9 protein-coding genes and 3 pseudogenes are annotated in these 11,948 nt (G+C 56.0%); 10 read left to right on the top strand and 2 right to left on the bottom strand.

All coding sequences use genetic code 11. From position 1 onward, the window contains the following. Nucleotides 1–348: 348 nt before the first annotated feature. The 5 genes and pseudogenes from ACFL9S_RS06765 to ACFL9S_RS06745 all read left to right on the top strand — a co-directional run. Nucleotides 349–2,730, top strand: coding sequence for a TonB-dependent receptor domain-containing protein (locus ACFL9S_RS06765; RefSeq protein WP_405261059.1), 2,382 nt, complete (start codon nt 349–351; stop codon nt 2,728–2,730). A gap of 152 nt (nt 2,731–2,882) precedes the next feature. Beyond that, on the top strand, nt 2,883–4,760 hold the full coding sequence (locus tag ACFL9S_RS06760) for a PAAR domain-containing protein (protein ID WP_405261058.1): 1,878 nt from the start codon (nt 2,883–2,885) through the stop codon (nt 4,758–4,760). Nucleotides 4,761–5,043: 283 nt separating this feature from the next. Then, nucleotides 5,044–5,181 (top strand): annotated as a pseudogene (locus tag ACFL9S_RS06755) (type VI secretion protein); the annotation flags it as partial. Nucleotides 5,182–5,239: 58 nt separating this feature from the next. Beyond that, nucleotides 5,240–5,530 (top strand): annotated as a pseudogene (locus ACFL9S_RS06750) (hypothetical protein); the annotation flags it as partial. Then, a pseudogene (locus tag ACFL9S_RS06745) lies at nt 5,527–6,087 on the top strand (DUF2931 family protein); the annotation flags it as partial. The pseudogenes ACFL9S_RS06750 and ACFL9S_RS06745, both read left to right, overlap by 4 nt. Before the next feature lie 49 nt (nt 6,088–6,136). On the opposite strand, the gene ACFL9S_RS06740 reads toward ACFL9S_RS06745, so the two are convergent. Together ACFL9S_RS06740 and ACFL9S_RS06735 are read right to left on the bottom strand one after the other, a co-directional pair. Next, nucleotides 6,137–6,433 carry a SelT/SelW/SelH family protein gene (locus ACFL9S_RS06740; RefSeq protein WP_405261057.1) on the bottom strand — a complete coding sequence of 99 codons (297 nt, stop codon included), beginning with the start codon at nt 6,431–6,433 and terminating at the stop codon, nt 6,137–6,139. A gap of 30 nt (nt 6,434–6,463) precedes the next feature. After that, nucleotides 6,464–7,078 (bottom strand): TetR/AcrR family transcriptional regulator, encoded by a 615-nt coding sequence (locus ACFL9S_RS06735; protein WP_405261056.1) that lies wholly within the window; start codon nt 7,076–7,078, stop codon nt 6,464–6,466. A 108-nt stretch (nt 7,079–7,186) separates the two neighbouring features. Here ACFL9S_RS06735 and ACFL9S_RS06730 point away from each other — a divergent pair, with 108 nt between their 5' ends. From ACFL9S_RS06730 to yghX, 5 genes are all read left to right on the top strand, one after another. Continuing rightward, nucleotides 7,187–7,849 (top strand): DUF3313 domain-containing protein, encoded by a 663-nt coding sequence (locus tag ACFL9S_RS06730; protein ID WP_405261055.1) that lies wholly within the window; start codon nt 7,187–7,189, stop codon nt 7,847–7,849. 165 nt (nt 7,850–8,014) lie between these two features. Next, entirely contained in the window at nt 8,015–9,163 is a 1,149-nt protein-coding gene (locus ACFL9S_RS06725; protein WP_405261054.1) for an LLM class flavin-dependent oxidoreductase, read from the top strand. Further along, complete coding sequence (locus ACFL9S_RS06720) at nt 9,160–10,032, top strand: ABC transporter substrate-binding protein (RefSeq protein ID WP_405261053.1); 873 nt, start codon at nt 9,160–9,162, stop codon at nt 10,030–10,032. The genes ACFL9S_RS06725 and ACFL9S_RS06720 overlap by 4 nt, the downstream gene beginning before the upstream one ends. Further along, complete coding sequence (locus ACFL9S_RS06715) at nt 10,029–10,973, top strand: aliphatic sulfonate ABC transporter substrate-binding protein (RefSeq protein WP_405261052.1); 945 nt, start codon at nt 10,029–10,031, stop codon at nt 10,971–10,973. The genes ACFL9S_RS06720 and ACFL9S_RS06715 overlap by 4 nt, the downstream gene beginning before the upstream one ends. Nucleotides 10,974–11,051: 78 nt before the next feature. Further along, entirely contained in the window at nt 11,052–11,939 is an 888-nt protein-coding gene (gene yghX / locus ACFL9S_RS06710; protein WP_405261051.1) for a YghX family hydrolase, read from the top strand. Nucleotides 11,940–11,948: the final 9 nt, after the last annotated feature.

Below are 11,948 nucleotides of genomic sequence, written 5' to 3'. Positions count from 1 at the left end.
TCCGATCGCCCCGTAAAACAGGGCCCGCACCCTGCTCAACATCACGTGCAGACCAGCTTCACTGGTCGACTGCTCGTCATGCCGATCTTACTTTATGGGGATACCTCAGGGGATGACCTTCTTTTTCGGTCACCCCGTTACGTCAGTACCTGCCTCTCAAATGTAAAACAAAAGAACTAATGACGCAGTAAATCGCAATCATCTGCAACATTATTGTTGATAATGATTATCATTTGTATATGATACCTCAAATTATAAAGCTGTTTACCCTGATCCAGGGTCTTGTTATGTGTTCTTTTTGAAGCCGTTGTTGAGCGAATACCCATAATAATATCGCAGGTATTTCGCATGATTAAGTTTCCATCCCGCACGGGGTTACTGCACACGTCTCTCGTTGTAGGGACACTGTTCACCGCTGCCGTCTCCACCCCTCTTACCGCTGCTGAGCAGACCGATGACTCGGCCGCTAAAGCGCGCCAAAAAAACACGCCGCAGGATGATGCAGTGATGACCGTATTGTCGCCAGAAGTGAAGAAATTGGCAGGAAGTTCAGTCACCATTAATGCTGCCGATATGCAGCAGCGCGGTGGCAATAACTTCGGCACCATTATGCGTTATCAACCGCTGATCGGCGCGGTAGGCAGCAGCAGTGGTTCTTCCTCAGGAAAAAGCGGCTTCGACCGTGGCGGCTACACCGGTTATAACATCCGTGGCCTGGAAGGTAACCGCGTGGCGCTGGACGTCGACGGCATCCCGCAGCCAGAAGCGACCGGGCGCAGCTACGCCAGCCGTGCCGGGGTGAACACCTTCGGCATTGGCCGTGACTATATTGACCCTTACCTCTACGGCCGCGTTGAGATTGAATCCGGCGCAACGTCTACGCAGCGAGCCAACACGGCACTCGGCGGCGCCGTCTCCTTCCTGCCAAAATCCGCCGATGATTACCTGACGCCGGGTAAACACACCGCATTTGGTTTCCAGAGCGATTACGACTCCTCCAGCCGCAGCTGGCACAACGGCATTACCGCCGCCGCCGGGGATGAAACCCTGCGAGGCCTGATGGTGTACAGCCGCCGCGATGGTCAGCAGACCCGTAATAACAGCGATGAACTCGACGCATACCCGGAAAACTGGCACTCCGATGCATTGCTGACTTCCGGTATCTGGCAGCCCAGCGATGAGCACAAGCTGACCGGAACGGTCGATTTTTACAGCAAGGTGAATCACAGCCGTTACGACAGTTGGGACAATAACGGCAATACCTTACTGGGCGATGCGAATCAGCAAAGTAACACCCGCCGCTGGGGCGTCAGCCTGAAAGATGAGTGGACACCGGGTAACGACTGGGTCGACAGCCTGAGCAATAAAATCTATTACCAGCACACCGAAGCGCACGACAATACGCTGATGCCGTTAGGCACCACCGGTACCCTGCAACGCGTTTACTCTGACTACAACGTGGAAACGTACGGCTACGAAGCCCAGCTGGCTAAAACCCTGGGGCGCCACGACCTGCTGGCGGGGATCAACGGGCGCATTTCAGAAACCGAACGCCCGTTCAGCCAGTCTCCGGCACAGAGCGGCACCAGCATGACCACCAAACCTGAGGGCGACAGCCGTACCCTGGTGCTGGGTGCGTTTGTGCAGGACAGCATTGCGTTTGACCTTGATGGACATGCGTTCTCCGTGGTGCCGGGCGTGCGCGTGGCACATCAGGAAACCAAACCGCAGAACCTCGGCAATATGGCCGCGGGCACGGATGTGCTGACGCCAGCCGATGCGGAGAAGCTGTACGGGAAAACCAACAGCGATACGCAGCTGCTGCCGTCCATCAGTTTCAACTATGATATTACCCCGCAGCTGATGACTTACGTGCAGTACAAGCGCGGCGCGCAGTTCCCGAACGCCAGCCAGCTGTATGGTTCATGGAACCTTGGTTCCAACTATTTAGCCAACCGCCAGTATGCCTTGCTGGGCAATACCGATCTGGAGACGGAAACCAGTAACAACTTTGAATGGGGCGTAAAGGGCCAGGCGACGGAAGGCGTAACGCTGCAAGGCGCGATGTTCTACAACACCTACAAGAACTTTATTGCTTCAACGCGCTATTCTCGCGCTACTGCACCCGATAAGTTCGTCAACGTTCCGGCGAATATTGGCACTATTTATCAGGCCGAAAACCGCGATAAAGCCTATATCTGGGGCGGGGAAGTCAGCACCAAAATCAACTACGGCACCTGGTTTGAACCGGTTAACGGCCTGAGCACCACCTTCGCACTCGGCTATAACAAAGGCCAGGCAAAATCCCGCTATGATGGCGACAAGTATGTTGACCTCGACAGCGTCGCCCCGATGAAAGCCGTGGTTGGCGTAGGGTTTGACGATCCGGCGCAGCGCTTCGGCACGGCGATCACCGCGACCTTTGTGAAAGGGAAGCAGGCGCAGAGCACCAATCGCAACAGCTACATGAACACCGGGGCTGCGTTGACCGATTCCACAACGGAATATGCGCGCGTGCCGGGTTACGGCATGGTGGATATGACGGCCTGGGTGAAAGTAACGAAGAACGTCAAACTGAGTGGCGGGATATATAACCTGACCGATCGTAAATATTGGGATTATCTCAGCAGCCGTAATATGACCGGGGAAACTCAGAGGGATATCAACGACCGCTCACTGGCCGTCCAGCCAGGACGTAACTTCCAGCTGGGTGTGAATGTCGACTTCTGATTGATTACTGTTTCCTGCTGATACCTGAGGCCGATGATGATCGGCCTTTTTTATGTCTGCCGCATCCCGGTAATCAGAAACCTGTGATTTGGGTTAAGTCATGATTGAGGTATGATGCGCTGACTTTATAACCATTGTATTCATGAGGGATTATGGCTACAGGATATTTTCTCTATCACCTGGATAAAACCACCTGCGGAGGCCGCATTGTCTCTGGTGCGTCTGATGATACTTACCACATTGATGGGGTTGTTCGTCAGCAGGTCAGGGTAGGTGACCCGGTGACCTGCGGGAAGCACGAAGGGCTGTTCCGCGTCTGCGGTGGGATGGGGGACACCTACTCGGTGAACGGTGCCCCGAAAGAGTGGGCGGGTTCGCTGGACAGTTTTAGTACCTGCCCCTGTCGCGCCCGCTTTGTCCCGTCTGTTCGCTCGCATACTTACCAGAGCGACTGCAACGCCGGGCGGGCGGCCGAACGAGCCAGGGCAGCGGAGAAAAAGGCACAGCAGTCCGGCGAGCCTGAACAGCATGCACAGGCTGCGAGGAAGAAGCGGGAAATCACGCTGACCCTCGGCGTGTTCTTTGATGGCACAGGTAACAATGCGAATAACAGCGGTGACCGTCAGGCCGCCTGTTCCGGTGAACATTTCGGAATGAATTATGCTGATGCTGGATCTGTGTATTCCCAGTGCGTCCGACTAAAACGTGGCCACAGTGGCGCCGCCGCTGGAAGTTATCTTGGTTACTACACCAACGTATACTGGTTGAATACGCTGTACAACCCGGATATGAAGCCTGATACGGGAGTCGGTCAGTACGCTATGTATATCGAAGGTATCGGTACGGAAGACGGGGCGGGCGACAGCACTTACGGGATAGGCACCGGCCGGGGCGATACCGGCGTGGTGAGAAAAACCGATAAAGCAGTCGCTGCACTGGTTGCCGGTATTCAGGGTTATTTAAACAGACACGCCGATGCCCGTGCCTGCGTCATCAAAGAGCTGCAGTTTGATATTTTTGGCTTCAGCCGGGGAGCCGCTGCGGCGCGGCACTTTGCTAACCGGGTGTTCAGTCAGGACAGCGCGATTATTGCCGCGATTAAGGCCGGGCTGGATGGCGTTGAGTTTTCCGGTAAGCCTGGCGGGAAAAACCGTTTTCTGGGCATATTTGATACGGTGGCGGCCATCGGGACGCCGGTTAATGGCCTCAATCCGCACAGCGCCGATACCGGGGACGTTAATCTGGTGCTACGTCCGGGTGTGGCGGATAAAGTGTTCCATATCACCGCGCAGCACGAATGCCGGTTTAACTTTGCGCTGAACAGCGTGAAACCGGCATGGCCGGAGCTGGCACTGCCCGGGGCGCACTCTGATATCGGCGGCGGCTACAACCCCGAAGAGCACGAAGCCTGTTTTCTTACCCGGCCGGAGTTTGAAACCGTCCCCCTCTCCACCCCCGATACGCAAACGCGGATTTACCGACAAACCTGTGCGCAGCTTACAGCGATGGACGGTTTTCCAACGATAGCGCCGCTGCTGAATGCGGTGGAGGTGAAGGTGGATACCTGGCATGACGACAGAATGCCAGCCGATCGCTACGGCGCGCTGCAAAAACGCAGCGCTGCGGCGCTGGTGATAGAGCGACTAACCTATAACGACTGGTCGAAGGTGGTGCTGCGGGTGATGCTTGATGCGGCGCAGGATGCCGGGGCGGTGTTTGATCCTATTTTGCCTAGAGATGACCACCTGTCACTGCGGGCAGAACTAAACAGTCTGTGTGAAAAAGCAATTGCAATGGGCCGGTCCGTAAGGCGTGGTCAGTCTGCACCGGGCTTTACCGCGCCGGAAATCCTGATGCTGGCCGAAAAATATATCCACTGCTCAGCTAACTGGAACAGCGTGGTGAGAGATGACCGGGGGACGATCAGCGGTGCGGTTAAACCGGCGAAACTGGTGACGTTCACCAACCGGCCGGACGAGCGCTGGCAGCGTACAGTTTACAATATGGATGGGAATGAAATATGGAAATAACTCGCACGACCTGTCTGCTGCCGTTACTGATACACACCGTCCGTGCTGAAAACCCTATCCGGGGATAAATTAGAAATTTGCAAAGGAGTAACACGGTTTTCAAACGGCTATGAGTACGGAAAAGATACTGAAGACTTTATCAAAGGGAAAAAATATCCTTACGGTAGTTGGTAATAAACCTATTAAGCCCCCAAAGGATCTTCCTGAAATCCTTTGAGGCTTAGCGGTCAATTTGTTGTCTTAACGTGCAGTTTACGATATGGATGGGAATGAAATATGGACACCGTCCGTGCTGAAAACCCTGTCCGGGGATAAATTAGAAATTTGCCAGGGAATAACTAAACATCCTAACGGATATAAATATTACGGAGAGACACCGGACTTCATAAAGGGAAAATCATATCCCTATGGTAATTGGTAACCAACCGGCCGGATAAGCGCTGGCAGCGTACAGTTTACAATATGGATGGGAATGAAATATGGAAATAACTCGCACGACCTGGCTGCTGCCGTTACTGATACTGACGGCCTGTCAGGGGAAATCTTTGCCCGGTACCGCCGCGCATAACGCTATGCCGACAGAGTGGACTTTTGACTTTTTCACACCGAAAGCGCTGCCAGCACTGGTGACGTTCGCTGTCGTTCAGGATGCAGATGGTACGGTTTCTCGCTTTAACACGCTGAACAGTACTCCCAATCTGTCTAAAGTTATCGGTGAGTGGAATGACAAGGATCGTGCTCCAGGTGGCTACTGGAATCACGTTAAACAGAGTGGACTTTTGACTTTTTTACACCGAAAGCGCTGCCAGCACTGGTGACGTTCGCCGCTGTTCTTGACGCTGATGGAAACGACTATCGCTTTAACACGCTGAACCGCACATCCGCACTGCCCGGTGTTATTGGGGAGTGGAATGACAAGGATCGGGCCTCTGGTGGCTACTGGAATCACGTTAAGCGGCCTCCCCGAATTATTATTTTTTGCTGGGACTCGATTATCGATAAAAAAGTGTATGAGACCCTACTGACAATCCCCAAACCCGTTCTGGAAAAAATGCTCAGGCCGACTGAGTACCGGGATCACCGGGGAAGAGCGACGTATTACGACAGAGTGCAAATTGGTCTGGCCCCGGAGGGAAAAGTCGCCGTCTGGTTACAGGGGAGTGGTTCTGAGCCTAATTATCGCGTCACACCGTCCGTGCTGAAAACCCTGTCCGGGGATAAATTAGAAATTTGCCAGGGAATAACACGGTTTTCCAACGGCTATGAGTACGGAAAAGATACTGAAGACTTTATCAAAGGGAAAAAATATCCCTACGGTAATTGGTAACGTTTTTCCCGAACAAATAACAACAGGCTGCCCTTTGGGCGGCCTGCTTTCATTCTGCGGGTTTGACGTGCTGATCAATATGCCCCAGATCCCGCTCCGGGAAGCAGACAGCGCGCAGGCGGCGTTTGATCTCGGCGGCATCCGGGAAGCCGTTGTCGGTTTTACGGTTCCAGATCACCTGCTGGTTAACGGTGATCTCATACACGCCGCCGGTACCGGGGATCAGCGTAACGGCAGCGAGATCGGTACTGAAGGTATGCAGCAGTTCCTGCGCCATCCAGCTGGCGCGCAGCATCCAGTTGCACTGGGAACAATATTGAATCGTGACTACAGGTAATTCACTCACGCAAGTAACCTCACCATCGTATTGAGAAGATTATTTTCCTGCCCCGGCCATAAACATCCGCACCGCGCAGGCTGTCATTTCGCGTACCCGCTTCTCGCTCAGTGGCGGAGCGGTACGCTGGAAAATACGCACTTCTATTTCAGCGGTAATCAGTGCCAGAAACTGCAAGGCACGTACCTGCGGATCGCCGAGGCGCAGCGTGCCGTTATCCATCGCTGACGAGAACAACCGCGCCAGTTTTTCCACGCTCTCACGCGGGCCGGATTCATAAAACAGCATCCCCATATCCGAATGCCCGGCTTCCCCCACCACCATGCGATAGACCGAGAGGGCGGTATTATCCGTGGTCATCACTTGCAACATCTGCTCGCCAAAGCGCTGTAGCTTCTCTTCCAGCGTGACACTTTTCGCCACCGGATCGTTCAGTATGCTGGCGGCTTCCGTCAGATGCTGCGTGGCATAGGTACGGATCACCGCGCTGAACAGCTCCTCTTTCGAGGGAAAATAGTTATACAGCGTGGCTTTGGAGCCGCCAAGGCGCTTCGATAGCTCGTTCATTGACGCGCGCTCGTAACCCATCTCCTGGAAAAGCTGCGCGGCAGCTTCCACGATTGCCTCACGGCGTGCTTCAGTACGGACTTTCATCGGCTCTCCCGCGAAAAATAAACCCGAGTGTACATTTTATTGACAGAAAAATCCTGCCAGGGCATAACTATACCGTACAGTACGGTTCACTTATGAGGAAGGCAACAGATGTTTACCCAATCCCAGGTTTTTCGCACGTCATTATTATTACTTTCGCTGACACTGGCAGGCTGTGCGGGCATGCAGCCGCCGCGTTATGCCGGGCTATCGTCGGCTGAACAGCTGCGGCCGAACAGCGGTGAAGATGCTTATCGCCAGCCGTGGCGCACCGCAGGCCAGGTTGACTGGAAAAAATACACCGCAGTCACGGTGGATCCGGTCATCGTCTATCAGGGGGCGGATAATCAGTTTGGCGATCTCAGCCAGGCCGACCGTCAGGAGCTGGCCGACTACCTCTATCAGCGCTGCAACGAGGTGCTGAAAACCCGCTTTACTCCCAGCCTGCATCCCTCGCCACAGGCGCTGCGCATTAAGCTGACGCTCACCGGGGCCGAAACCACCACGCCGGTGCTGGGCACGTTCACCAAGTTCGATCTGGCGGGTGGACCGTACAATATCGTGCAGTCGGTGCGTGGGCGCGAAGGGCTGATGAACGGTTCTGTCAGCTACGCCGTTGAGATCTATCAGGCCGATACTCATCAGCTGTTGCAGGCCTGGGTGACGAAGCAGTATCCCAATGCAATGAACGTCGGGGCCAGCTTTGGTTCTCTGGCTGCCGCTAAAGTGGGCATTGATAAAGGGGCTGACCAGCTGCTAACGCTGATGAAATAATCTGACGCCAATAGCCGGAAATACCCGAAAACAGCAGCGGCCGCAGAGCCGCTTTTTGTCTAAATGCGTTTTAACGCTGAACTTTCCCCGATTTCTTCTTTGTTCTGCCTGTGCGGCTTTGTTATTGCTGTCGTTTACTTCAGGCAAAAAAAGAAGGAAGCCTAAATGGAAATCTACTGGTATCTCACCGCCCCCGACGGGCCGCAGCCCTGGACCGCCTCCGGCAGTCGTAAAATCGACTACGCCTGGTTTCAGGACGTGGCAAAGGCGGTGGATAATCTGGGGTTTACCGGCGCGCTGCTGGCCACCGGGGCGCACGACCCGTGGATTGTTGGGGCCTCGCTGATCCCGCTGACACAACGGATGAAATTCCTGATAGCGATCCAGCCTGGACTGATTTCCCCCACGCTGCTGGCAAAAATGGCGGTGACCTTTAATCAGTTCTCCCGGGGGCGTGTGCTGCTCAATGTGGTGAGCGGTGATAAAAATACCCTGGGCGCTTATGGCCTGCATCTGGAACACGACCAGCGTTACCAGTTAAGCGATGAATTTCTTACCGTACTGAAACCGCTGCTGGCGGAACAGACGGTGGATTTCGAGGGTGAACACCTGCATATCAGCAATGCCCGCCTGGCGCTGGGCAACGGCGGCTATCCACCGCCTGCGCTGTGGTTCGGCGGCTCATCGGAAGCGGCGCAGGACGTCGCGGCAAAACATATTGATACCTACCTCTCCTGGGGGGAAACACCGCCGCAGGCCGCAGAGAAAATTGCCGCCGTTAAGCTGAAAGCTCGGCAGCATCAGCGCACGCTGCGCTTTGGCATCCGCCTGTATGTGATTGTGCGCGAAACGGATGACGCCGCGTGGCAGGCGGTAGAAGAGCTGTACCGTTCAATGGACGATAAAGCGATTGCGGCCTGCCAGGCGCTGGCTGCTGGATCGGACTCTGTCGGCCAGGCGCGCATGAGCGCACTGCACAATAACGCCCGCCCGGAAAACCCACGCGAGCTGGAGATTTACCCGAATCTGTGGGCCGGCATTGGCCTGGTCCGTCCGGGGCCGGGCACCGCGATTGTCGGCAGCCCGGAAACCGTTGAGCGCGTGCTGCGCGACTATCAGCAGGCAGGGGTGGAGGTGTTTATCCTCTCCGGCTTCCCGCTGGTGGAAGAAGCACAGCGCTTTAGCCAACTGGTGCTGCCGCGTCTGTCGCTGGACCAACCCACCGTGACGCACGTGGCCGATGATACCGGCAATACCTTCACCTGGAGCAACCTGTGGGACAGCCCGGTGGGCCAGCAGGAGGATCGCGGATGATCTTACGTATTGGCAGCCACCCGAACAATCTTTCCCTGTTTATTCTGCGCCATCGCGGCGTACTGGAAACGGCACTCGCGCAGCATGGCGGGGTGGTCTGGACGGATTACCTGCACGGCGGCGACAGTGCAACCTTTCTGGCCGAGCAGCGGCTGGATGTCGTCGGCACCGGTTCCACGCCGCCGCTACTGGCACAGGGCAACGGTCTCGACGTGGCTTATCTGGCGGCCTCACCCGACCGGAAGGCAAACTGTGCGCTGCTGGGGATGAAAGACGGCCCGCGCCAGAACGCCTGCGATCTCAAGGGCGCGCGCATTGCCTGCATGAAAGGCTCCTTTACCGATCATTTCCTTGCCCGATTGCTGTTGCAGAATGGCCTGACTCTGGACGATATCCAGCTGATCGACCTCAACGGCAGTGAGTCTGCCCGCGCACTGCGCGAGGGACGAGTGGATCTGTGGGCCTCTATCGATCCCTGGCTAACCGCCGCACAGGATGCTAAAAAGGTGCGCTGCCTTGTTCAGGTGGGCGAGGTGATCCGTAACCGTTCCCTGTTCTGGTGCCGCGAGCGCTGGCTGCGTCAGTCTGCACAGCAGGCGGATATACTGCTGACGATACTGGCCGAGAATGACCGCTGGATCGCCGAAAATGGTCAGCAGGCGGCGGAGCTGATCCATCAGCATCTTTCCGGCTCACTCAGCGTGACCAGCTGGCTCGCGACCATTCGATCCCGTCCGTGGGGCATTCACCGGGTGACCCCGGAACTGCTGGCAGAGCAGCAACAACAGGCCGACGATCTGTTGGCCGCCCGATTTATCACCCAGGCGCTGACGATGAACGTCGCGCTCGACAATGGAGTACAGGCATGAATAAGGGAGTGCTGCGCTGGCTGGTCGCTGCGGCTTTAGGGATGACGATGACGGCACAGGCCGCCGATGAGATCACCCTGAGGATTGGTTTCTTACGTGCGCCGACCGATCTGGCGCTGGCGAAAGAGAATGGCAGCCTGGAAAAAGCGCTGGCTGCGCATAACGTCAAACTGGTGTGGGCAGGGCCGTTCTCCTCGGCAGCACCCGCTTATGAAGCGATGAATGCCAACGCCATTGATATGACTACCGGCAGCTCCACCGCCTTTGTCACCGCGATTGCCGCCGGGCTGCCGCTGGTGTTCTTTGGCTATCAGGCGATGTCGCCCGATGGCGAAGGCATTGTGGTGCGCAACGACTCCACGCTGAAAACGCTGGCGGATCTGCGCGGTAAAAAAGTGGCGGTGAATAAAGGCGGCACCGGAGAATATCTGCTGTCGCGTGCGTTGCAGAGCGCCGGGATCAAAGAGAGCGAAGTGCAGAAAGAGTACCTGACGCCGACCGACAGCGGCAGTGCCTTTGTCGGCGGTCATGTGGATGCCTGGGCGGTGTGGGACCCGTTCCTGTCGCTGGCGCGTCAGAGCTACGAAGGGCGTTTGCTGACCAACGGCAAACAGCTGGGTTCGGAAAACGCCGTCGGTTACTTCGTCACTGAGCAGTTTAACCGCACGCACCCGGAGGTGGTGAAAATCGTCTGGCAGGTGATGAAAGAGCAGAATGTCTGGGCCAAAGCGCACCCGCATGAAGCCGGGAAAATCTGGGCGCAGCAGATGGGCCGCCTGGGCGAAGGGCTGGGTGACCAGCTGGGCGAGGTAAATACCGTTCCTCTGTCATCAGTCGGTGCCGATCAGCGCCAGCATATTCAGCATGTTGCCGAGTGGTACTTGCAACAGGGGCTGATTAAGGCTATTCCTGATATCCAGGGTCACAGCGTGGAACTGTAACTCCCGCGCTATCCTGCCAAACCGGGCCGACCGCAAAAAGTCGGCCCCACGTTTTATGCACCGTACGGAGCCTGCCAAATGACACGTATGACGGCAAAAGATTTCCCTCCTGAACTGCTCGAATATTTTGACTTCTATGTACACGGTAAAATCACTAAACGTGAGTTCCTCGATATCGCGGCAAAGTTTGTCGTCGGTGGCCTGTCGGCGGCGGCACTCGGCACCTTGCTGACGCCGAATTATGCCTATGCGCAGCAGGTCGAGTTTACCGATCCCGATATTCTTGCGGAGTATATTCACTATCCGTCGCCGCAGGGTCACGGTAGCGTGAAGGGTTACCTGGTTCGCCCGGCGAAAATCACCGGCAAAGTGCCTGCGGTGGTGGTGGTGCATGAGAATCGCGGGCTGAATCCGTATATCGAGGATGTGGCGCGGCGGGTGGCGAAAGCCGGATTTATCGCGCTGGCCCCGGACGGATTAAGTTCGGTGGGCGGCTATCCGGGCAATGATGAGAAAGGGCGCGAACTGCAACAGCAGATTGACCCGACCAAGCTGATGAACGACTTCTTTGCCGCCATCGAATTTATGATGAAGCATGATAGCGCCAGCGGCAAAGTGGGCATTACCGGCTTCTGCTATGGCGGCGGGGTAGCGAATGCGGCTGCCGTGGCCTATCCCGAACTGGGTGCGGCCGTGCCGTTTTATGGTCGCCAGCCGAAAGCGGAAGATGTGGCAAAAATCAAAGCGCCGCTGCTGCTGCACTATGCGGAGCTGGACACGCGCATCACCGAGGGCTGGCCTGCGTATGAAGCCGCGCTGAAAGAGCAGCACAAAGTCTATCAGGGTTATGTGTATAAAGGCGTGAACCACGGCTTCCATAATGATTCGACGCCGCGTTATGACAAAGCGGCGGCGGATCTGGCGTGGGAGCGAACCCTCGCCTGGTTTAAACAGTATCTGGTGTAAGTGGATCAA

This window comes from Erwinia sp. AnSW2-5 (assembly GCF_045107195.1).
Classification (GTDB): Bacteria; Pseudomonadota; Gammaproteobacteria; order Enterobacterales; family Enterobacteriaceae; genus Erwinia.
Note: the sequence above shows the minus strand (reverse complement) of the source record. Positions and strands in the feature narration are given on the sequence as shown.

Excerpts from the sequence above, each read along its gene's own strand:
- ACFL9S_RS06760 (WP_405261058.1), top strand. The coding sequence starts at position 2,883 with ATGGCTACAGGATATTTTCTCTATCACCTGGATAAAACCACCTGCGGA.
- yghX (WP_405261051.1), top strand. The coding sequence starts at position 11,052 with ATGACACGTATGACGGCAAAAGATTTCCCTCCTGAACTGCTCGAATAT.
- ACFL9S_RS06725 (WP_405261054.1), top strand. The coding sequence starts at position 8,015 with ATGGAAATCTACTGGTATCTCACCGCCCCCGACGGGCCGCAGCCCTGG.
- ACFL9S_RS06720 (WP_405261053.1), top strand. The coding sequence starts at position 9,160 with ATGATCTTACGTATTGGCAGCCACCCGAACAATCTTTCCCTGTTTATT.
- ACFL9S_RS06735 (WP_405261056.1), bottom strand. The coding sequence starts at position 7,078 with ATGAAAGTCCGTACTGAAGCACGCCGTGAGGCAATCGTGGAAGCTGCC.
- ACFL9S_RS06715 (WP_405261052.1), top strand. The coding sequence starts at position 10,029 with ATGAATAAGGGAGTGCTGCGCTGGCTGGTCGCTGCGGCTTTAGGGATG.
- ACFL9S_RS06730 (WP_405261055.1), top strand. The coding sequence starts at position 7,187 with ATGTTTACCCAATCCCAGGTTTTTCGCACGTCATTATTATTACTTTCG.
- ACFL9S_RS06765 (WP_405261059.1), top strand. The coding sequence starts at position 349 with ATGATTAAGTTTCCATCCCGCACGGGGTTACTGCACACGTCTCTCGTT.